This window comes from Flavobacterium lacisediminis (assembly GCF_025909975.1).
In the GTDB taxonomy this organism is placed as follows: Bacteria; Bacteroidota; Bacteroidia; order Flavobacteriales; family Flavobacteriaceae; genus Flavobacterium; species Flavobacterium lacisediminis.
The window spans coordinates 146866-170986 of sequence record NZ_JAPCIO010000005.1; the positions used below are offsets into that span (position 1 = coordinate 146866).

20 protein-coding genes and 1 pseudogene are annotated in these 24121 nt (G+C 32.8%); all 21 read left to right on the forward strand.

Annotation, left to right across the window (positions count from 1 at the left end; translation table 11 throughout):
- Positions 1-4 precede the first annotated feature (4 nt).
- The 21 genes and pseudogenes from OJ995_RS08920 (at position 5) to OJ995_RS09020 (ending at position 23913) form a co-directional block, all read left to right on the forward strand.
- Complete coding sequence (locus tag OJ995_RS08920) at positions 5-1249, forward strand: hypothetical protein (RefSeq protein ID WP_264369094.1); 1245 nt, start codon at positions 5-7, stop codon at positions 1247-1249.
- Between the two features lie 10 nt (positions 1250-1259).
- A complete protein-coding gene (locus OJ995_RS08925; protein ID WP_026726771.1) occupies positions 1260-1820 on the forward strand; it encodes a helix-turn-helix domain-containing protein in 561 nt (186 codons plus the stop codon).
- Positions 1821-1898: 78 nt separating this feature from the next.
- Entirely contained in the window at positions 1899-4436 is a 2538-nt protein-coding gene (locus OJ995_RS08930; protein ID WP_264369095.1) for a heavy metal translocating P-type ATPase, read from the forward strand.
- Positions 4437-4454: 18 nt separating this feature from the next.
- Positions 4455-4793 (forward strand): annotated as a pseudogene (locus tag OJ995_RS08935) (MerC domain-containing protein); the annotation flags it as partial.
- A 51-nt stretch (positions 4794-4844) separates the two neighbouring features.
- Positions 4845-5063, forward strand: coding sequence for a GDCCVxC domain-containing (seleno)protein (locus OJ995_RS08940; protein WP_026726769.1), 219 nt, complete (start codon positions 4845-4847; stop codon positions 5061-5063).
- Positions 5064-5080: 17 nt separating this feature from the next.
- Complete coding sequence (locus OJ995_RS08945; protein ID WP_264369096.1) at positions 5081-7327, forward strand: multicopper oxidase domain-containing protein; 2247 nt, start codon at positions 5081-5083, stop codon at positions 7325-7327.
- 222 nt (positions 7328-7549) lie between these two features.
- The gene (locus OJ995_RS08950) at positions 7550-8389 is read left to right on the forward strand and encodes an RteC domain-containing protein (protein ID WP_264369097.1); all 840 of its coding nucleotides are present in this window, start codon (positions 7550-7552) and stop codon (positions 8387-8389) included.
- 116 nt (positions 8390-8505) lie between these two features.
- Complete coding sequence (locus OJ995_RS08955; protein ID WP_264369098.1) at positions 8506-8820, forward strand: helix-turn-helix domain-containing protein; 315 nt, start codon at positions 8506-8508, stop codon at positions 8818-8820.
- 364 nt (positions 8821-9184) lie between these two features.
- Positions 9185-9946, forward strand: coding sequence for a transcriptional regulator (locus OJ995_RS08960; protein ID WP_264369099.1), 762 nt, complete (start codon positions 9185-9187; stop codon positions 9944-9946).
- Positions 9930-10589 (forward strand): ATPase, encoded by a 660-nt coding sequence (locus OJ995_RS08965; protein ID WP_264369100.1) that lies wholly within the window; start codon positions 9930-9932, stop codon positions 10587-10589. The genes OJ995_RS08960 and OJ995_RS08965 overlap by 17 nt, the downstream gene beginning before the upstream one ends.
- Positions 10590-10791: 202 nt before the next feature.
- The gene (locus tag OJ995_RS08970) at positions 10792-11457 is read left to right on the forward strand and encodes a hypothetical protein (RefSeq protein ID WP_264369101.1); all 666 of its coding nucleotides are present in this window, start codon (positions 10792-10794) and stop codon (positions 11455-11457) included.
- Between the two features lie 338 nt (positions 11458-11795).
- Positions 11796-12977: a di-heme oxidoredictase family protein gene (locus OJ995_RS08975; RefSeq protein WP_264369102.1), complete on the forward strand. Its 1182-nt coding sequence runs from the start codon at positions 11796-11798 to the stop codon at positions 12975-12977.
- A gap of 1 nt (position 12978) precedes the next feature.
- The gene (locus OJ995_RS08980; protein WP_231834648.1) at positions 12979-13419 is read left to right on the forward strand and encodes a QcrA and Rieske domain-containing protein; all 441 of its coding nucleotides are present in this window, start codon (positions 12979-12981) and stop codon (positions 13417-13419) included.
- Positions 13420-13535: 116 nt separating this feature from the next.
- On the forward strand, positions 13536-14645 hold the full coding sequence (locus tag OJ995_RS08985) for a hypothetical protein (protein ID WP_264369103.1): 1110 nt from the start codon (positions 13536-13538) through the stop codon (positions 14643-14645).
- Between the two features lie 99 nt (positions 14646-14744).
- Positions 14745-15032 (forward strand): hypothetical protein, encoded by a 288-nt coding sequence (locus OJ995_RS08990; RefSeq protein WP_231841451.1) that lies wholly within the window; start codon positions 14745-14747, stop codon positions 15030-15032.
- 95 nt (positions 15033-15127) lie between these two features.
- Complete coding sequence (locus tag OJ995_RS08995) at positions 15128-19477, forward strand: CusA/CzcA family heavy metal efflux RND transporter (protein WP_264369104.1); 4350 nt, start codon at positions 15128-15130, stop codon at positions 19475-19477.
- Positions 19478-19488: 11 nt separating this feature from the next.
- Complete coding sequence (locus tag OJ995_RS09000; RefSeq protein WP_264369105.1) at positions 19489-20778, forward strand: efflux RND transporter periplasmic adaptor subunit; 1290 nt, start codon at positions 19489-19491, stop codon at positions 20776-20778.
- Positions 20779-20808: 30 nt separating this feature from the next.
- Complete coding sequence (locus tag OJ995_RS09005; protein ID WP_264369107.1) at positions 20809-21126, forward strand: heavy metal-binding domain-containing protein; 318 nt, start codon at positions 20809-20811, stop codon at positions 21124-21126.
- Positions 21127-21183: 57 nt separating this feature from the next.
- Positions 21184-21543 (forward strand): heavy-metal-associated domain-containing protein, encoded by a 360-nt coding sequence (locus OJ995_RS09010; protein ID WP_264369108.1) that lies wholly within the window; start codon positions 21184-21186, stop codon positions 21541-21543.
- Between the two features lie 20 nt (positions 21544-21563).
- Entirely contained in the window at positions 21564-21911 is a 348-nt protein-coding gene (locus OJ995_RS09015) for a DUF3703 domain-containing protein (protein ID WP_432419326.1), read from the forward strand.
- Positions 21912-21921: 10 nt separating this feature from the next.
- On the forward strand, positions 21922-23913 hold the full coding sequence (locus OJ995_RS09020; RefSeq protein ID WP_264369110.1) for a heavy metal translocating P-type ATPase: 1992 nt from the start codon (positions 21922-21924) through the stop codon (positions 23911-23913).
- The last annotated feature ends 208 nt before the right edge of the window (positions 23914-24121 follow it).

Consider the following 24121-nt stretch of genomic DNA (forward strand, 5'->3'; position numbering starts at 1 on the left):
AAGAATGAACAATTTTAATCAAATAATACAGCAATACAAAAACGATACAGAGAGTGTTTATAATACTTGGTTTGTTGACAATGACCAACGGTTAAAGGCATTCAGAACTATCCGCCGCGGAATTATTCAGGTTGTTGAAGATATCAAAAACAAATCATTCCCAAACGATTTTAAAAATAGCAGCTTAGAATTTGTACTGAATTGCATTGCCGAGCAAAAACAGGTATTTGTTGGGGTTTCACATCCTTTTTATTGGAAACCAAAACTCCGAATTCCTGATATCTATGAAAATCAAACCAATAAAATTGCTTTTGGCCAATTCTTAGAAAATTGTATTAACGCAAAAAATGAAGAACAGGTACTTAAAGAAATTGTTAAACTGGACGAATTACGCATCAAAGGATTGGGGCCGGCCGTTGCCAGTATTTTGTATTTTTTGCACCCAACGTGGTTTCCTCCTTTCAACACGGCAATTGTAAATGGTTTTAATTTTTTATTCAAGGATAAAAAAAAATTGGGGAGCTGGAGTGAATACTTAAAAATTAGAGAGACACTACTGGAAACAAATTCAAAATTCAAATCGGAACTATCCAATGATTTAGGTGCAATCGCAGGATTGTGTTTTGAAATTGGGACTCAAAAAATGCTAATAGGAAATGATGATTATCTGAGTGAAGAAGAGCGTCATAAATTGGAAAAAAACATAGTAAAACGCCAAAAAGAAATTATCGAAGAAAAAAAAGAAGATAATCTGCATAGTGAAATGCAATACCATCTATTGAAAATTGGGGCATCATTAGGATTCGATGTTACACCGGCAAGTAATGATAAAAGCAAAGCTTTCAACGGACAAAATTTTTCTTTTATCTCTATAAATAAATTCCCTGAATTACCTTGTGACAAAGACACTCAGAACACCATCAAACTCATAGATGTTTTATGGTTTGAAAAAGGAACTGACAACATTATCGGAGCATTTGAAGTAGAAAAAAGCACTAGTATTTACTCTGGGATTTTGCGTCTTTCAGATCTTTATTTCAGTATTTCTGATGGTGATGAAGTATTTTATATCATAATCCCTGACAGTCGCGAAAAAGATGTCATTCAGCAACTCAATAGACCTGTTATAAAAAATTCAAAAATGAATATTAAATACATTCTCTTTTCAGAACTAAGAACCAATTGTGATGCAATTTGCAAATTCGGTACAGACCATTCGATCATGGATAAAATAGCAAAAACAATTTAATAACTCAATGATGAAGCTACACATTAAAAATATGGTATGCAGCCGCTGCAAGATAGTAGTAAAATCTGTATTTGAAAATATGGGCATCAATCCTGTTTCAGTTGATTTAGGTGAAGTTGAATTGAAAAATGACATTCAGGAAATCCAAAAAAACGAATTATTAAAAAAGCTTCATGCTGTAGGCTTTGATTTGATTGATGATAGGAAAAGCAAAACTATCGATAAGATTAAAACATTGATTATTGATTTGGTTCAAAATAAAAACAATCATTTAAAAACAAATCTATCCGAGTTTCTATTCCAAGAGCTACACCAAGACTATAATACCTTGAGCAACCTCTTTTCCGAAGTAGAAAACACAACAATTGAAAAATACTTCATTAATCTGAAAATTGAGAAAGTAAAAGAGTTGATCATCTATGATGAATTATCCCTAAGCCAAATAGCTTACTCTTTAAACTATAGTAGCGTTTCACATTTAAGTAATCAATTCAAAAAAGTAACCGGCTTTTCACCAACACACTTTAAGAATATAAAAACCATTAAACGAAAGCAAATCGAAGACTTATAAATCTTGCAAATCAAACCCAAAATTTTGCAAATACAAAAAGCAGTTATGATAGAAATTTGTATTAAAATAATATAAAAAATGATACATACTTACAGCATTACCGGAATGACTTGCGATGGTTGTCGCTCTAAAGTCGAGAAAGCATTGAATACTATTGATGGTATTGAAGCAAAAGTTTCATTAAGCCCACCAGTGGCCATAATTACTATGGACAAACACATTCCAACATCAAAGTTGCAGGAAGCACTGACGACTGTTGGAAAATACACCATAGAAATGAGCAATGATAAAACTACAGAAGATACTACAACTAATGAATCCGCTGCAAAGTCATGTTGTTCTACTCATGAGCATAATTATAAAAAAGAGGCTGTTATACCAACCAACGCCGCTGGTAAATATTATTGCCCAATGCATTGCGAAGGCGAAAAAGTCTATGACAAAGCGGGCGATTGTCCTGTGTGTGGAATGGATCTAGTCAAAGCACCTGAACTAACCGTAAACAAGACACTATATACTTGTCCAATGCATCCCGAAGTAATTAGTGAAACTCCGGGTTCCTGTCCTATATGCGGTATGGATTTAGTACCAATGGAACCAAGCGAAAGCGAAGACCAAAAAACGTATAAAGATTTGGTAAAAAAAATGAAAATTGCAGTGTTGTTCACGGTTCCCATTTTCGCCATTGCCATGATTGAAATGGCACACAACAATCCTCTATTGCAATTAATGACTGCTTCAAAATGGAATTGGGTACAATTACTATTATCGCTTCCTGTTGTTTTTTATGCCTGTTGGATATTCTTTGTTCGCGCCTGGAAATCAATTATTACTTGGAATCTGAATATGTTCACACTCATCGGAATTGGAACGGGAGTGGCATTTTTATTTAGTTTAGTCGGAATGTTTTTTCCGGATATTTTTCCAAGTGAATTCAAAACAGAACACGGAACTGTATTATTATACTTTGAAGCAACAACAGTTATTCTGACTTTAGTTTTGTTAGGACAATTACTCGAAGCAAGGGCACACAGCCAAACCAGCGGAGCTATCAAAGAATTATTAAAACTTGCGCCAACTGAAGCTACTTTGGTTATTGATGGCGGTGATAAAGTAATATCAATCCACGACATCAAAAAAGGCGATTTATTGAGAGTAAAACCCGGAGATAAAATTCCTGTTGACGGTAAAATAACCGATGGGGAAAGCAGTATAGATGAAGCCATGATTACTGGTGAGCCAATACCGGTTGATAAAAAGAAAGGCGATAACGTAATTTCCGGAACAATAAACGGAAACAAATCATTTGTGATGATAGCCGAAAAAGTAGGTTCCGAAACCTTGCTATCTCAAATCGTGCAAATGGTAAATGATGCCAGTCGTTCACGAGCTCCAATTCAGAAATTAGCAGATAGTATCTCCAAGTACTTTGTGCCAATTGTGGTCATTATATCGGCAATAACCTTTTTTGTTTGGGCAAAATTTGGTCCCGAACCAGCATTGGTGTATGGCTTTATAAATGCTATTGCTGTATTAATTATAGCCTGTCCTTGTGCTCTGGGTCTGGCAACTCCCATGTCAGTAATGGTTGGTGTTGGCAAAGGAGCACAATCAGGCGTTTTGATAAAGAATGCTGAGGCTTTAGAGAACATGAATAAGGTTAATGTTTTAATTACCGATAAAACAGGAACCATCACCGAAGGAAAACCATCTGTCGAAAAAATTTATGCATCCAATAACAACGATAGTGACTTATTGCAAAGCATTGCTTCCTTAAACCAATATAGTGAACATCCATTGGCACAAGCTGTGGTAATTTATGCCAAAACAAAATCCATTTCTTTAATCGAAGTAAAAGATTTTGAAGCCGTTGCCGGAAAGGGTGTTATAGGAACAGTGATTAATAAAAAAGTGGCATTAGGCAATAAAAAACTAATGGAGCAAGTCAAGGCAACAGTTTCTGACGATTTAGAAAACAAAATAATTACCGAACAAAAATTAGGTAAAACGGTTTCATACATAGCCATTGATGGAGTTGCTGTTGGTTTTGTATCAATTACAGATGCTATTAAAACTTCTAGCAGAGACGCAATAAAAGAATTAATGCAACAGGGTGTCGAGGTAATCATGATGACTGGTGACAATGTTAATACAGCCAAAGCAGTTGCTGATGAATTGGGATTAACAACTTATAAAGCAGGATGTTTACCCGAAGACAAACTCAAAGAAATTAAAAAAATACAAGCCGAAGGCAAAATTGTGGCCATGGCAGGCGATGGTATAAACGACGCACCGGCATTAGCCCAAGCTAATATTGGAATTGCAATGGGAACTGGAACAGATGTCGCTATAGAAAGTGCCAAAATAACTTTAGTCAAAGGAGATTTACAAGGCATTGTAAAAGCTAAGAATTTAAGCCATGCTGTTATGAGAAATATTAAGCAAAATCTATTTTTTGCCTTTTTCTATAATGTATTGGGAGTACCAATCGCAGCTGGAGTTTTATATCCTGTTTTCGGTATTTTACTATCTCCTATGATTGCAGCTTTAGCAATGTCTTTCAGCTCTGTATCCGTAATTGTAAATGCATTAAGATTAAGAAGTTTAAAACTCTAATAAAAAATAATAAAAAGAATGAAAATAGCAAATAATATAGATAAATTCGGAACAATTGGTATGTTCTTCACAGCAATATTTTCACCTTGTTGCTTTCCACTTTTTGCATTTGCAGCATCTGCTTTAGGTTTAGGTAGTTTTGAACTTTTTGGCGGATGGACGATGTGGATTTTTCAAGGTATGGTTCTAGTTTCTGTTATTGGTTTTTTTCTTTCCTATCATAGGCATAAAAGTCTATATCCTTTATTAATAGCAATTCCAAGTACATTGGTCATTTTTTACAGCTATTATTTTTGCAATAATGATTATCAAGTATATTTTTTATATGCTGGTATGTTTGGGCTTCTTATTGCTACAATAGTTAATTATTACAGAAATAAACTTCATAATGGTTGCGACACATGTACCATCTACAATGGTAAATTAGTAGAACTAAAATCAAAAATTACATGTCCAAATTGCGGTCATAAAAAAGAGGAAATAATGCCTACAAATGCCTGCGAGTTTTTTTATGAATGTGAAAATTGTAAAAAAAGATTACGTCCATTAGAAGGGGATTGTTGTGTATACTGTAGTTACGGAAGTGTAAAATGCCCGCCAATTCAAGTTGGAACTGGTTGTTGTTAAAATATAAAATATTACTTATGAAAATTAAATTATCAATTCTTATAGCATTTACTACATTAAGTATAACTGCTCAAAATATAGTACGTTACGATTTATACGTTCGCGATACAATTGTCAACTATTCTGGAAAAGAAAAAAGAGCTATTGCGGTGAACGGTCAAATTCCAATGCCAACCTTAACTTTTACAGAAGGCGATATTGCCGAAATTTACGTACATAACGAATTAAATGAAACTACTTCGTTGCATTGGCACGGATTATTTTTACCTAACAAAGAAGATGGAGTACCGAATTTAACCCAAATGCCCATTCAACCTGGCACAACGCATAAATATACATTTCCCATCATCCAAAACGGAACGCATTGGTATCATTCACACTCAGGATTACAAGAACAAATCGGAATGTATGGTATGTTCATTATGAATAAAAAAGAAAACGATCCTACTTTTAGAAAAGGTATCGATGATTTACCAACTGTTCCAGTAATTTTAAGTGAATGGACCGATTTAAAACCCGAAAACATTCATCGAATGTTACACAACGCAACCGATTGGTTTGCCATCAAAAAAGGCACAACACAAAGTTATGCGGAAGCTATTAGGCAAGGTCATTTCAAAACAAAAATTGCCAACGAATGGAAACGAATGAACGCAATGGATGTAAGCGATGTATATTATGACAAGTTTCTAATTAATGGTAAAAATGAAAACCAATTATCGCAATTTAAAGGTGGTGATAAAGTTCGATTGCGAATAGCAAATGGCGGTGCTTCATCTTATTTTTGGTTGACTTATGCTGGTGGAAAAATTACTGTAGTTGCCAGTGATGGTAACGATGTTGAACCAGTTGAAGTTGATCGATTATTGATTGCAGTATCAGAAACCTATGATGTTATTGTTACAATTCCTGCCGATAATACTTCCTACGAATTTTTAGCAACTCCAGAAGATAGAACTAAATCAACTTCATTATACATTGGCAATGGCATCAAACAATTAATTGCTCCTTTACCTAAATTAAAATATTTTGAAGGTATGAAAATGATGAATGGCATGATGAAAATGAACGGCGACTTGGACGATATGGGAATGAGTATGTCCTTAAACCAAATGGATATGAATGTAGTAATGTATCCAGAAATAACTGGTGCTACAAATGCAAAAAACAAAGAAAATGAGAGTAGTATGGAAATGAAAAATGACCATTCCAACCATAATCAAAATCAATACAATGCCAATAAGCTATCTAGTATTACAACACTCAACTATGCAATGCTAAAAGCAACTGATAAAACGACATTACCCAAAGATGCACCAGTAAAAGAACTTCGTTTTGAGCTTACAGGAAATATGAACCGATACGTTTGGAGTTTAGACAATAAAGTAGTTTCTGAAACCGATAAAATACTTATAAAAAAAGGAGAAAATATTAGAATTACGCTTTACAACGGTTCCATGATGCGTCATCCAATGCACTTGCATGGTCATGATTTCAGAATTATTAATGGTCAAGAAGAGTTTGCGCCTTTAAAAAATGTAATGGATCTAATGCCAATGGAAACAAATATTATTGAATTCAATGCAAATGTTGAAGGCGATTGGTTTTTTCATTGTCATATTTTATACCACATGATGGCAGGTATGGGAAGAGTTTTTACCTACGAAAACCAAGCTCCAAATCCACTTATTCCAAATCCCAAATTAGCACAAAGAAAATTATTTGCCGATGATAGAGCTTTTCACATTATGGCTGAAAATGATTTTGCTACCAATGGAAATGATGGAATGGCGATGATCCAAAATACACGTTGGAGTTTAGGAGCAGAATGGCGATTAGGGTATAATGATATGCACGGCTATGAAGCAGAATTCCACTTAGGAAGATACATAGGAAAAATGCAGTGGTTAATGCCTTTCATTGGTTTCGATTGGCGTTACAGAAAAATGAACGGAGAAATCGAAAAAAATATTTTTGGACAAGAAAACACCAAAGATAAAAGAGCCGTTTTAAGTGCAGGAGTTAATTACACACTACCAATGTTAGTAATTGCACAAGCCGAAGTTTTTCAAGATGGAAATCTAAGATTACAATTAATGCGAGAAGATATCCCTGTTTCCAAACGATTACGAATGGGCTTCATGGTCAATACTGATACTGAATACATGCTAGAAGCACGATACATTCTAAAACGAAATCTAAGCCTAAGAACACATTATGATAGTGATATGGGATTCGGAGTTGGGGTGAATTTAAATTATTGATTTTAAATTAGTATATGAAATCCAGCACTACGCTAAGATTTTAGATAAGAAGATTAGTGAGGATATGCAAATATTGAAAGCAAAATTCAAAGCTAATATGCAAACGCAAAGTAAATCAGTTAATTACTAAAATATTATAGATATTGTAATATTTTTAAGATTTTATTTACATTTAATTTAATAGATTTTAGTTTAATTTGACAAACTAAAATCTATTTTTTTATGATAACAACTATAAAAAACAACTCTTTGGTAGATTTTGAACACGAACTTTCTCTAATCCTTAACTCAAATTCTAATGAAGTAGAAAAAGCAAAAAAGATTATTATTTTCATTGAAGACATTTTAAAGCAGTTAACCGACTGGCTCAAAAACCACGTCTTCGATACCATTCAAGAAGAAATCAAATTCTTCAAAGAAATCAAACCTAACATTGTAGCAAAATTGATTTTCTATAAAGAAATACTTTTACTTGTTGCAACTCTTCCTTTAGATAAAAGCAAGCGAGTAAAACATTATGAAAAAAAGATTGATGCAATCAACCAGTTTTATAGGAAAAATAGAGAATTTATCAAATACATTAAAAGTCATTCTACGCATTTTGATGAATTATATTTTTCCAGGAAACAGTATAAGGATTTATTCTTAAACGATTGTATGGTTATCAATCAAGATGCTAAATTGTGTACCTCACATGACTATTTATTAGCAGAAGTAATTGCTTATGAATTACTCGCTTTACACATTGAAAATCGAATAGATAGTATTAATCAATCATGTGCAATCACTAACAATCAAATCAATTCCAACTTACACTGGACAGCCAAAAAAGTCGATTTAATCGAACTCATTTACGCGTTACACGAATCTAAAGTGTTCGATAATGGGCAAGCCGACATAAAAGAGATTACCCACGTTTTTGAAAAAGCATTTCAAATCGATTTAGGTGACAACATCACCAGAAGCTTTATCGATATCAAAAACCGTAAAACAGATCAAACCCGATTTTTAAATCAGTTGCAAGCGACACTGGAAACTAAAATCGAAAATGATTTAAACTAATACCTACTAAAAACAACCAAATCACATAAAAATCGTTCCCAAGTTGGTACCAACTTGGGAACTTTTCTTTTTCAAATGCAATTGTTTTGTACCAAATAACTTCAAAACATAGCATTATGAACTTCAATCACAAAGCCCTGTTCCCAGAAACGGACAACATTGAATTACTTAACCACCAAATGGTAACGAAACGAGATTTGCTAAATTTTGGAAATCTACTACTACAAGAAATCAAAAATTCCACAACAAAATCAAAAACATCTGAAGCTTTACCAAAACCTTGGCTCAAATCAGCCGAAGTCCGTGAAATCCTAAAAATCTCTCCAGGAACCTTACAAAACCTCCGCATCAATGGGACACTAAAATACAAACGCATCGGCGGAATCAATTACTACAACTACGAGGACATCGTAAAAATGCTAGAAAAGTAGTATGAATGAAAACACAAACACCTGTAACGGCACCTGTGAAGTTTGCACCTGTAAATCGGACAAACAAAGTTGTCATACTGCGCTTGCCAAAGTATCTCCTACGAAGTAGGTTTTAACTTTTAAGCGCAGCTTAAAACCACAACCTGAAACTTGAAACTTTAAAACCATGAATTATATAAAACACCTAACCGGCTTCTTCGAAAAAGTAAGCGTCGATTACGACCTCAACCCAACCCACATAAGCCTCTACATGGCCATATTCCAACTTTGGAACCAAAATCGCTTTCAAAATCCAATTAGCATTTCACGAGACGAACTTATGCGCATTAGCAAAATTGCATCAACCGCAACCTACCACAAATGCATGAAAGATTTAACCGAAAGAGGATACGTGATTTACAAACCATCTTTTAACCCATTCAAAGGGTCCATTTTGGAAGTCTGCAACTTGGATTTTTACTCCAAACCAGTGCCAAAAAAAGAACTAAAAAAGCGTGCAACCAAGTCAAAAAATGACCAAGTCATTGAACAGGTTAATGAACAGGTTACTAAACAAGCTCTAAACAAGCATCAAACAAGCTCTAAACATGTACCTTATATAAACAATATAAACAATACAAACATTATAAACATAGCTAAGCAAGAAAATTTAAAAAATGAAAAAAAATTAATTTTTACAAATTCAATTTTTGATGAGGTTCAAGAATCGGATTTAAAAATTGAAAAAGAAAAAGAAAAAAAGTTGCGCCAAAAAAAGAAAAAGAAAGATGAAAATCATTCTACTGTCACTTCGAGCGGATGCCTGTCCCGACCTATCGGGATCGAGAAACCAATTTCAAAACAATCAAAACCCACTTTGGAAGAAGCTCAAATCTACTTCCTCGAAAAAAACTTCACCGAAATCGAAGCACAACGCTTTTTCAATTACTTCGAGAGCAACGGTTGGTTAGTCGGTGGCAGAACCAAAATGAAAGACTGGAAAGCTGCAGCAAGAAATTGGATGCTCAACGCTAGGAAGTTTGAAAATAAAACTAATGCTTCAGTTCAAACAGAACCCAAAACAATCAATTTAAACCCAAAACACCTCCACGTAACAAATCAAAAAAACTATGGAGAAGCACTTTAACACCATCAAAGACACTTTCGTTATTCAAAACGGATTCAAAGTTTACAACTTCAATTGGTGCTTAAACTACATCGAGTACCAGGGTAAACTCATCTACGGTCGCTCTTTCAAAATTGAAGTGGTTGACCATCAAACCATTCTCAAATTGGTAATTTATGCCATTCGAGACGAAAAAAAGGCTTTAGAGCTCAATTTAGACCTCAACAAAGGTATTTTATTGTCGGGGCCAATTGGTTGCGGGAAAACGTCAATTATGGCGTTAATTCGACCATTTTTTTACCACAAACACGACTACAAAATCAAGACATGTAGAGAAATATCTTTCGAATTCGCAAAAAATGGATTCGAATCACTACATCATTACACCCAAAAAGAGCACACGCAATCACGTTTAACCGGCTACTGTTTCGACGACTTAGGAGCTGAACAAAACATCAAACACTACGGCAACGACCTCAACGTTATGGCAGAAATTATCATTTCACGCTACGAAGATTTTGTACAAAATCAATCCATCACCCACATCACCACAAACCTCTCCGCAAGCGAAATCGAAGCACTCTACGGCAACCGCCTCCGCTCAAGGATGAGGTCAATGTTCAACCTAATCACCTTCAGCAATGAATCCAGGGATAAAAGATAATTTTCAATATTTCTAAAGAATTGAATTGTCATACTGAGCTTGTCGAAGTATCTCCTACGAAGTAGGCTTACTTTTAAGCGCAGCTTAAAACCACCCAGACAACCGACAACCAACAACCGAAAACAAAAAAATCCGTCAAACCCGCGCTTGAAAATCCGCTTCATCCGCGTGCCAACCAAGTGCAACGTAAAATCCGATAAAAATGAACAAACAATTAAACCCTCGCCAAATAAAAACCATCCAAAACTTCTGGACATGGTTCCAACAAAACGAACAAGCAATTTACCATGCCTACAAACTGGGAATTAATTCCGATGAGGTAATAGAAAACCTACATCGAAACCTCAACTATGTTTCAAAAAGAATCGTCATTTACATTTATATGCAAAACAATCAGCCTAACAAATTTTGTGTATTATTTTCTGCTCACGGTTACCGTAAACTATTCCCTAAAATAATTGCATTAGGTGAAAAAACACCAAGATTAGAATACTTCACAGCTCACACATTTCTAAAGCCATTATGTGCCGAAAACAAAAACCAATTTTCAGACAAATTGATAGAGATGATTAAATCAATTTTAATAAAGTTAGAAGACTACAATACAGCTAGTAAAAAAATCATACTAACACTTTATATGCCTGAAAACATTTCAAATGAAGACAAGTTATATTCAAAAAAATATGTAAAATTATTATTGCGATTTACTTTGGGTGAAATAATCTTCAAAAAGCACATCAAAGAAGTTTATTTCAAACCTATACCAAGAAACACAAACGGCTTACTCTCACTATCAGAACTTCCTGAATTCATTGACTATCTTGCTAAAATCAACTACAGCAGAAAACTAAAAATTTTCTTCGAATGAGGAAAACCGTACGGTTTTATATAAATCCGTACGGTTTTACGTATGCTTAAAACTTTTTTAAAATTTACTTTTGTTTTAAATACATATTATCTATAGTGTGAACTATACAAGGATTGTTAATTACACCTTTATAGCTATCTACATATTCATTATCTCACTACTTATGTTCTTTTATGTTTTATGATTTAATATCTTTTTTTGTAACGAAATAAACACCAATAATTAGATTTTTTGTCATATTCCATTAGTTATAAATCTTTTTCATACTATATTTTTTTTATTTAATTTGTGTTTACCTAATTAATATTTTAGTTTTGCCTAAAAATAATATTAAAGTAATGAAAAAATTAATTTTATATGTTGCTTTTTGCACAATTGCTATGTCGTGCGAAACAAGTTATGTAGATATTCCAGCTGATGATGAAGTCTTAGACGGAACAATAGAAGGCTTATCAAATGAAGAATTAGCAAGGTTTTTAAGTGGAGACGGTGCATTTACTGAAGTTTTTACTCGTAATACAGGTTTAGGTTCAACATTTGTTGCCACAAGTTGTATAAGTTGTCACGCAGGTGATGGAAAAGGACATCCGTTTACAACATTAATACGTTTTGGTCAAGCTGACGAAAACGGAAATACATTTTTACATTTAGGAGGACCACAACTACAAAATAGAGCTTTGCCAGGATATACTCCTGAACAAATTCCTTTAGGAGCAACATTTTCAAAATTCACTCCGCCTGCAAATACAGGTTTAGGCTTTTTACAGTATCTAACAGATGCAGATATTTTAGCAATGGCAGACCCAAATGATTTAGACGGCGATGGTATTTCGGGTGTACCAAATTGGATAACAATTCCAAGCTACATTAATCCTGATGGTGCAGCTACACAAGGTGGAAAATATATAGGTCGTTTTGGAAAAAAAGCGGCTGCATTCAATTTATTGCATCAAACAGTAAATGCTTATAATCAAGATATGGGAATAACATCAACTTTTAATCCTATCGATGTTTACACTAATGAAGAAATTGACCCAGAAGTAGCAAATGTAACGGTTAATGATTTAGTGTTTTATCTTAAAACATTAAAAGCACCTATTCAAAGAAATCAAAATGACACAGAAGTAATTCAGGGTAGAAATGTATTTGAACAAATTAATTGTACAGGCTGTCATAAATCAAATTTAACAACTGGATATTCACCAATAACTGGATTATCATTCAAATCATTTTCACCTTATACAGATATGCTTTTGCATGATATGGGAAGTGGTTTAGATGATGGTTACACAGAAGGTATTGCAAAAACTTATGAATGGAGAACGCCACCTTTGTGGGGATTAGGACTTTCTGCGAATTCACAGGGAGGTCAATATTTTTTAATGCACGATGGAAGAGCTCGTAGTATTGAACAAGCCATTTCTATGCATGGTGGTGAAGCAACTAGTAGTAGAACCGCATTTAATAGTCTTTCTCAAGCAGATAAAAATGCAGTACTAAAATTTTTAAAATCCTTATAAAATGAATAGAAAAGATTTTCTTAAAACATGCGGTTTTGGTTGTTTAGCAACTATTGCAGGTATTTCTTTATTAGAAAGCTGTTCCTCAGCACAAGTCTTGTCAAAAGAAATAAAAGGTTCAGATCTTTTAGTTCCAATTACTGATTTTGAAATTAATTCAAATGGAAAAATAGAATATAAAAAATACATTATCGCTCAGAATGAAATATTACAATTTCCTATTTGTATTTATCGATTCAATGAAACAGAGTATATGGCATTGTTAATGGAATGTACACATCAAGGAGCAGAACTTCAAGTTTTTGGAGATAAACTTCAATGTGCAGCTCATGGTAGTGAATTTAGCAATAAAGGAATAGTTGAAAGCGGTCCTGCAAGCACAGATTTAAGAAAATTTCCAGTACGAATAGAAAATAATATTTTAAAAGTTTCATTAAAATGAGAATCTCAATTTCCTATATAATTTTATGTTTTTTTTTAATAAGTAATACAATCAATGCACAAATAGATCCTAGCCTATTAAAAAGAGTATCAAAAGATACAACCAAAGTATTAAATATGGATGCTATATATAATCGTCCAACTTTAAATATTAATAAAACACCAATTGCTATTGGAGGTTATGTAGAAACCAATTGGCAACATCTTACTACCGATGGTGTTTCAGAAGGACATCAGTTTCAAGCTAGAAGATTATCTATATTTATGTCTTCATCAATAGGTAAACGAGTAAAGTTTTTAAGTGAGTTAGAATTTGAAGAAGGTGGCAATGAAATTGCAATCGAATTCGCTTCTGTTGATGTTGAGTTTCATCCTTTGGCAAATTTTAGAGCAGGAATTATTGTTAATCCAATCGGGGCATTTAATCAAAATCACGATGGCCCAAAATGGGAATTTACAGACAGACCAATTCCAGCAACTCAGATGTTACCAGGCACTTTTAGTAATGTTGGGGCAGGTTTATACGGTAAAAAATACCATAAAAATTGGATGTATGGATATGAGGCTTATTTTTCAGGAAGTTTTGATAATTCAATAATAGAAAACACTCAAAATAAAACCTATTTACCAGCAGCTAAAGATAATCCAGATAGATTCGAAGAAATTAATAGCGGAATACCATTATTTACAGGAAAAATAGCCGTAAGAAATAGTAAAATTGGCGAAATTGGTTTGTCTTATATGGGAGGTGTTTACAATAAGTTTCAAGAAGATGGCATTATTATAGATGAAAAGCGAAGTGTAAATATTTTTGCAATCGATTTCAATACGACACTTCCAAATACAAAAACTTTTATTACTACTGAATTTGCTTGGATAAATGTTGATGTACCTAGTACATATTCACAACAGTTTGGAAGTAAACAACAAGGTGGTTTTATAGATATCGTTCAGCCAATTTTAAATCGTACAATGTTAGGTTGGGAAAAGGCAACATTAAATGTGGCTTGTAGATTAGAATATGTAGATTGGAATGTGGGTAAATTTAACGAAACAGGTGGTAATATAGGTGAAGATTTATGGAGTGTGGTTTCTGCTATACGTTTTAGACCAAATAGTCAAACAGTTATTCGTTTAAATTATAGATTACTAAAACAACGAGATATACTTTCGAATCCACCATCTATAACAGATGGATTCAATTTTGGGATATCAACTTATTTTTAAAATAATAGCTCAATTTGTAATTATTTTTATTTTTTGTAAAAATATACTACTTTTACAACGATGAAAATCTTAAACATCATATTATCAATATATATAATTATGCTTACTGCCTATCCTTGTGCAGATGAGCATAATGATGTTACTACTATTTCATCGCATTCACAAGCTCACTCACAACACAATCATTCGCACGATGAAGAAACAGATTTATGTTCTCCCTTTTGTGTTTGCAATTGTTGTGGTCAACAAACATTAACTTTTTTTGAAGTTCAATCTTTTCAATTCTTAGTTCGATTTCAAGAAATAAAAACTTCTATTTCTTTTTATAAGTCAACTTCGTTTTCAAATTTCTACGGAAGCATTTGGCAACCACCACAGTTAGTGTAATGAAGCCCGAGTAATTTCGGGTTAATAAGTTGTGTCTTTTAGCAACTTTAAAAAGAAAAACAGTTCTCTGTTTATTAATTCATTATACAATAAAAATGTTAGATAAAATCATTCATTTTAGTATCAATAATAAATTTATTATTGGACTTTTTACACTAGTATTAGTTATCGTTGGTAGTTATTCATTATATACTTTACCAATTGATGCGTTACCAGATATTACAAACAATCAAGTACAAATAATTACGAGTTCACCTACTTTAGCAACCCAAGAAGTAGAGCAATTTATTACCTATCCAATAGAGCAATCTGTTAAATCAATTCCTGATATTGTTGAACTTCGTTCAATAAGTCGTTTTGGATTAAGTGTTGTAACTGTAGTATTTAAAGAAGAAGTAGATATTTATTGGGCAAGAGCACAAATTACAGAACGAATAAAAGAAGCCGAAAATACCATACCAAAAGGAGTTGGTACACCTGAAATGGCTCCAGTTAGTACAGGATTGGGTGAAATATACCAATATGTTGTATTTCCAAAAAAAGGGTATGAAGAAAAATACAATGCATCGGATTTAAGAACTATTCAAGATTGGATTATAAAACCCCAATTGATTGGTACAAAAGGAGTTGCTGAAGTGAATACCCTTGGTGGAAATCTTAAACAATATGAAATTGCTGTTCAGCCAGATAAGCTGAAAAGTATGAATACTACAATTACCGAAATTTTCGATGCGTTAGAAAATAACAATGAAAATACTGGTGGTGCATATATAGACAAAAAACCTTATGCTTATTTCATTCGTGGTGTGGGTATGGTTAATGGTATTGAAGATATTAATAAAATTGTTGTAAAAAATCAAAATGGTATACCTATTCTTATTAGTGATGTTGCAAAGGTACAAATAGGTAGTAGTATCAGATATGGAGCTGTCACAAAAGATGGAAAAGGCGAAGAAGTATCAGGAATGGTAATGATGCTTAAAGGCGAAAATAGTGGCGAAGTTGTTAAAACTGTCAAAGAGAAAATGGAACAAATCAAAAAATCACTTCCTGAAGGAGTAGAAATTGAGGCGTTTATGGACAGAACAGTTTTAGTAGATAAAGCTATTAGTACAGTTCAAACCAATCTTATTGAAGGAGCATTAATTGTAATTTTCATTTTAGTATTACTTCTTGGTAATTGGAGAGCAGGTTTAGTTGTGGCTTCAGTTATTCCATTAGCTTTATTATTTGCCATTTCAATGATGAAACTTTTCGGAGTAAGTGGAAATTTAATGAGTTTAGGCGCAATTGACTTTGGGTTAATTGTAGATGGTGCTGTTATCATTGTTGAAGCTATTATACATCGACTCCAAGTCAGTAAAAAAGGTAAACTCACCACTCAAGAAATGAATGATGAAGTGTATAAAGCATCTGCGAAGATTAGAAGTAGTGCCGCTTTCGGTGAAATAATAATTTTGATCGTATATCTGCCAATTTTAGCCTTAGTAGGAATCGAAGGAAAAATGTTTGGACCAATGGCACAAACAGTATCATTTGCCATATTAGGTGCATTTATATTGTCATTAACTTATGTGCCAATGATGTCTGCTTTGGCATTAAAAAAAGAAACAGGGCATAAAAAGAATTTTAGTGATAAAATAATTGATGCTATTTACAACTTCTATACACCTATTTTAGAAAAAGCATTACGAGTTAAAGCTGCTGTTATCGGTGTAGCTATTACATTATTTATAAGTTCATTAATCTTATTTAATACGCTAGGTGGCGAGTTCATTCCTACACTTGATGAAGGTGATATTGCAACGCATTTGATTATAGCTTCGGGTAGTTCTTTATCACAAGAAGTTGATGCAACCACAAAAGCAGAACAAATTTTAAGAGCCAAATTTCCTGAAATTAAAATGATAGTTACTAAAATTGGTTCGGCTGAAATTCCTACTGACCCAATGCCTATTGAAGCTGGAGATATGATTATTCTTTTGAAAGATAAAAGTGAATGGACTTCAGCTGAAACCAAAGAAGAATTAATGGAAAAAATGGAACATGCTTTGTCTGATATTCCAGGTGCATTTACTGAGTTTTCTCAACCTATTCAAATGCGTTTTAATGAGTTAATGACAGGTGTAAGAAGTGATGTAGCAGTTAAGATTTTTGGTGAAGATATTGATATGTTAGTGAGCAAGGGTGAAGAAGTAGTTCAGCTAATCAATGGCATTGAAGGTGTGTCTGATGTGAAAGCTGAACGAGTTGCTGGATTGCCACAAATAACTATTCGATATAACAAAGACAAATTAGCACTTTACGGATTAAAAATTGGCGACTTGAATAAAGTAGTTCGTATGGGATTTGCAGGTGAAACAGCAGGTGTTGTCTATGAAGGAGAAAAACGTTTCGATTTAGTAGTGCGTTTAGCAAATGATAGCCGAAAAGATATTGAAAACTTAAAGGCGTTATTTGTAACATTACCATCAGGCAATCAAATTCCGTTAGAACAAATTGCCGATGTAAAATATGAAGATGGTCCAATGCAAATTTCTCGTGAAAATGGAAAACGTAGAATCGTAGTAGGTTTTAATGTACGTGGTGCAGATGTGAAAACAGTTGTAGAAACGATTCAAGCTAAATTAGACGAAAAACTTAAATTGCCTGAAGGATATTACACTACTTATGGAGGTCAATTTGAAAATCTTATCGAGGCTAACAAACGACTTTCTGTTGCCGTTCCAGTAGCATTAGGTTTAATTTTAGTATTGCTTTATTTTACTTTTAAATCAATCAAACAATCTCTATTAATATTTACTGCTATTCCATTATCTGCAATTGGCGGTATTATTGCCCTTTGGTTACGAGATATGCCATTTAGTATTTCGGCAGGTGTTGGATTTATTGCTCTTTTCGGTGTAGCTGTACTGAATGGTATTGTTTTAATTGGATATTTTAATGAACTTAAAAAACAAGGTATGGACAATGTGTATGACAGAATAAAAGAAGGTACTAAAGTAAGATTAAGACCTGTTATATTAACTGCTGCCGTTGCTTCACTTGGATTTTTACCAATGGCAATTAGTAGTAGTGCTGGTGCTGAAGTTCAAAAACCATTAGCAACTGTTGTTATAGGTGGATTAATAACAGCTACTTTACTTACTTTAATTGTCCTTCCAATTCTGTATTTATATTTTGAGAAAGGCATAAAAATTAAAAGAAAAACTATGAATAATTCGGCTTTAGTAATTACCTTTTTGTTTGGGATATTTGGAGCAAATGCACAAGAAACTCAAAAGCTTGATTTAAAACAAGCACTTGAAATGGGTTTGAAAAACAATCAAAGTATTCAAGCTTCAGAATTAGAAGTAAAAATGCAAACACAGTTGCAAAAAACAGCATTTGAGCTTCCTAAAACGGAATTGTCAGGAACATTTGGACAAATAAACTCACAAGCTCAAGATAAAAATTTTGGTATTAGTCAAAGTTTTAATCCATTTCAAATAAGTGCTAAAAGAAGTTTACTTAAAGAGTATAGTAATGCAAGTGCAACTAAATTAGGAGTTGCAAAACAAGAAATAACTTATTCTATTAGACAATCTTGGAATACATTGTTGTTTTATGAAAAACAAAATGCAGTTTTAGAAAAGCAATATGCTGTGATGCAAAAATTTGTAAAGTCAGCCAATCTGAAATTTCAAACAGGTGAAACAAATGCTTTAGAAAAAACAATTGCATTGGCGAAACAACAAGAATTAGAGCAAAAAATAAAGCAAAATAAAACACAAATCGCCATTGAAAAATCAAAACTAAAAGCAATTTTAGATTTAAAAACAGAATTTATCGCAACGGACACTTCATTTGTGCCGTATCCCGCTATGGCGAAAGTTGATAGTTCAATGGTAAAACAAAACCCAATTGTTCAATTAGCAGATCAACAAGTTAAAATTGCAAAAGCCAATCATAAAGTAGAAAAATCAGCATTGTCTCCAGATTTTTCAATAGGTTATTTTTTGCAATCTATAACAGGTATTCAAGATGTAAGCGGAACACCAACATATTATAATAGCACACCTCAATTTCAAGGTGTTGTAGTTGGTTTGTCTGTTCCAATATTTGCAGGAAGTAGTATCGCTAGAGCAAAATCTGCAAAAACAAATATTGAACGAGAACAGAAAAATGCCGATTATATAAATCAGCAATTTAAAAGCCATTTAGAACAACAATCTGAGCAATTAGTCACGTATGCTTCTTTAATAGATTATTATAAAAATACAGCGATGCCAAACGCTAATTTAATAATTAAAAACGCTACAAAAGGGTATCAAAATGGTGATATTTCTTATGTAGAATATGTTCAAAGTTTAGAAACAGCAAGTCAAATTCAATTAAATTATAGCGAAGCGATTTATAATTACAATCAAACTATAATTACAATTCAATACAGTATCAATCAATAATAAAAAGTAAAATGAAAAAATCGAATATAATATATGCATCAATAGTAGGAGCAATAATCCTTGCTATTATTTTATATTTTTCTTTGCGTCATACGGAAGGCGATGGACACGTACATACAGATGGTGAAGCTCATACAGAAGAAAGCCATTCTGAAGAAAAAGAACCAACAACAATTAAAGAAGTTGAATTAAATGAAGCTCAGTTTAAAGCATCAAGTATAACATTAGGTACTTTTTCAGATAAAAATTTAAGCGAAGTAATTAAGGCTAACGGCTATACGAAGTTACCACCACAAAATCAAGCGGATGTATCTGTTTTTACTACAGGAATTGTAAAAACAATAAATGTAATCGAGGGACAAAGAGTAAGTAAAGGGCAAACTATTGCTACAATTGAAAGTCCTGAATTTACTAAAATTCAAGAAGCTTATCTAACTTCAAAAAGTAATTTAGAGTTTCTAAAATTAGAATTTGAAAGACAAAAAACATTAAGTGATGAAGAAGTAAATTCTAAAAAAGTTTTTCAAAAAACTAAATCAGATTATGAAATTGAAAGAGCAAGGTTTAATTCATTACAAAAGCAATTGAATACTTTACACATTAGTGGTAATGGAAACACTACGGCAACTGTTCCAGTTGTTGCTCCAATTTCAGGAAATATTACAGAAATTTATATTAAAATTGGTAGTAATGTAGAAGCAGGTAAACCCTTAATGAATATAGTCGATAATTCTAAATTACACGTAGATTTATTAGTGTACGAAAAAGATTTATTCAAAGTAAAACAAGGTCAAAATGTTCGTTTTATCCTAACTAATCAAGGTAATACAGAAATTAATGGAAAAATATTTAGTGTTGGTAAATCATTCGAAAACGAAACAAAATCGGTAGCCGTACACGCTGATATTTCAAACTTTCAACAAAAATTAATACCAGGAATGTATGTAAATGCACTTATCGATGCAGGAGCAAATACAGTTAAAGCTTTACCATCGGAAGCAATTATAAAAGCAGATGGTAGAGAATTTGTTTTTGTTTTAGAAGAAGGTCATAAAGAAGAAGTAGCTCACGATGAAAAAGACGGACATAATCACGAAGATGGAGACAAGCACGAAGAAGTAGAAGGAAAAACATTCCACTTCCAACGTATTGAAGTAAAAACAGGAACTTCACAATTAGGATATACACAAGTTACCTTACTTCAAAAAATTGAACCAAACGCAAAAATTGTCTTAAAAGGAGCATACTACATTCAAAGTCATTTACTGAAAAGTGAAGGCGGTGGCGGTCACGCACATTAATAATTAATTTAACTCTAATAAACATAAAAAATGAAGAAATCAATTTTAATAATAGCTTTTGCTATTGCAACATTTAGTACAGTTTCTTGTAACAAAAAAGAAAATACAGAAGCTACAACTGGACACGAAGGACATAATCACAAAGAAGGAGAAGCTCAAAAATTAGCTTACGAATGTCCAATGGATTGTGAAAAAGGTAAAACGTACGATAAAAAAGGAAACTGTCCTGTTTGCAAAATGGAATTAATTGAAGCCAAAGCTGATAATCACGAAGGTCACGACCATTCAAAAGAAAATCACGAAGGACACGATCATTCAAAAGAGAGCCACGAAGGACATAATCATTAGTCTAATAAGTTAATTATGAAATCGATGATTCACGAAAACCAAAAAACAATAAAAATTATGAGTAAAAATCCAATATTAAAAACATTTGTGTTAGCTGTATCATTATTTTTCTTTTCAAATTTTGTATCGGCACAAAAAACTACTCAAAAAGTAGTAATAAAAACATTTTTACATTGCGACCATTGTAAAGAATGTGAAACCTGTGGACAAAAATTCAAAACTGAAATGCTTAAAATTAAAGGTGTTAAGATGTACGAATTAGATGATAAAGCAATGACTTTTACCATTTATTACAATTCAAAGAAAACTACTTTACAAGCCATTAAAGATGGTATTTCTAAGTTAGGTTATGATGCAGATGATGTAAAAGCTAATCCAGAAGCTTATGAAAGTTTAGATGGTTGTTGTAAAGCATAAATATGAACTTTACTATTAAAATGCCAAATAAACTAATTCCTTTTTATCAAAAAGAGTTAGAAATATTTAAGGATAATTTACAGCAAGATAATTTGCAAAATGCTTGGTGTCATTTAGAACGAGCACATATTATAGCACAAAAATATCCTTGTGAACACACATCTGTTCATTGGAAAATGTTACAATTTGGCATTAAGATAAAAAGTTCAAAAGAAGTTATTGGTCAAATACCAAGATTATTGGTCGGTGGTGTAAAATCATTTGTTGGTCATATTCCATTAGGTAATACAGGTGGTGCGAATGTACCACCTTTAAAAACAATGGAAATACCAGAGGATATTCAAGAAATTTTAAAGTTGAACGCTTAATTTATATAGTATGGAACATAAACACATTTATGACAAAGATGGAAAACAAATTTGTTGTTCATTAGAAGATAAGATTAATAATGATAGTGAACATCATTCTGATGGTGATGGTCACGACCACGACCATTCTAACCAAGAAAAATCTACGTTTCAAATGTTTTTGCCAGCAATTATGAGCTTGGTGTTATTGATGTTTGCCATTGGATTGGATAACTATTTTACCCCATCTTGGTTTACAGGTTATATTAGAATAGGTTGGTATATTTTAGCGTACATTCCAGTTGGTTTTCCTGTTATAAAAGATGCATTTGAAAGCATCAAAAAGGGCGATATTTTTTCAGAATTTCTATTAATGAGTATTGCTACAATTGGTGCTTTTGCAATTGCCGAATTTCCCGAAGGTGTAGCAGTAATGTTATTTTATGCCATTGGCGAAATCTTTCAAGCATTAGCCGTAAAAAGAGCTAAAGCCAATATCAAAACCTTACTCGACCAACGACCAGACGAAGTAACTATTCTCGAAAATAATGTTGCTAAAACAATCAAAGCATCAAATGCAAAGATTGGAGATATTATTCAATTAAAAGCAGGTGAAAAATTAGGATTAGATGGCGAATTACTTTCAGATACTGCTTCTTTCAATACGGCTGCATTAACAGGAGAAAGTAAACCAGACACAAAAGCAAAAGGCGAAACTGTTTTAGCAGGAATGATAAACTTAAATTCGGTTTGTCAAGTAAAAGTGACTGTTGCTTACACCGATAGTAAATTGTCAAAAATTCTCGAAATGGTGCAAGATGCTACTGCCAAAAAAGCACCAACCGAATTATTTATCAGAAAGTTTGCCAAAATATATACACCAATTGTAGTTGCTTTAGCTATCGCAATATGTGTTGTACCGATGTTATTTGTAGAAAATTACCAGTTTAGAGATTGGTTGTATCGAGCTTTAGTTTTCTTAGTTATTTCATGTCCTTGTGCATTAGTTATAAGTATTCCTTTAGGATATTTTGGTGGAATTGGAGCAGCTTCTAAAAACGGAATTCTTTTCAAAGGAAGTAACTTCCTTGATGTTATGGCTTCGGTTCAAAATGTTGTAATGGATAAAACAGGTACAATGACGGAAGGAGTTTTTAAAGTGCAAGAAGTTATTTTTAATTCCGATTTCAACAAAGATGAAATCTTACAATTGGTAAATGCTTTAGAAAGTCAAAGTACACACCCTGTAGCAACTGCCATTCATCAATTTGTTGGAAATATTGATAGTACTATAACACTAAAAGATGTAGAAGAAATATCAGGACACGGATTAAAAGCCTATGTAAATAGTAAAGAATTATTAGTGGGTAATTTCAAACTAATGGATAAATTTTCTATAGCTTATGATATTGACCCAACAAGTATCGTTTACACATTGATTGCTGTAGCTTACGATAAAAAATTTGTTGGCTATCTAACTATTGCTGATAGTATAAAAGAAGATGCACAAATTACAATCGATAAATTAAAAGCTTTAGGTATAAAAACCACAATGTTAAGTGGTGATAAAAATACTGTAGTTCAATTTGTAGCTCAAAAACTTGGAATTACAAACGCTTTCGGTGATTTACTTCCTGAAGACAAGGTAAACAAAGTAAAAGAAATCATTGCTAAAAACGAAACCGTAGCTTTTGTTGGTGATGGTGTGAATGATGCACCAGTAGTTGCTTTAAGTAATGTTGGTATTGCAATGGGTGGTTTGGGTAGCGATGCCACAATTGAAACTGCCGATGTAGTTATTCAAGATGATAAACCAAGTAAAATTCCAATTGCAATAAACATCGGTAAACAAACCAAGAAAATTGTTTGGCAAAATATAATTTTGGCTTTTAGTGTTAAGGCAATTGTTTTAGTTCTCGGCGCAGGTGGTTTAGCTACTATGTGGGAAGCCGTTTTTGCAGATGTCGGTGTGGCGTTATTAGCTATTTTAAATGCGGTTAGAATACAAAGGATGAAGTTTTAAAGTTAATTATATAGTTATAAAAAGATGTTTACTAATTTAAGTAAGCATCTTTTTTTTGTATATATTCATTACCTCATTCATATGCACAAAAATCGCTCCTATGCCTGTACCGAAAACAATCGGTATCCAAGTATTCCTAGCATCAATGCTGCCGTTTGCTTCATTTCGTTAATAACTATTTTTACAACATTATTATTTTCTATTACAA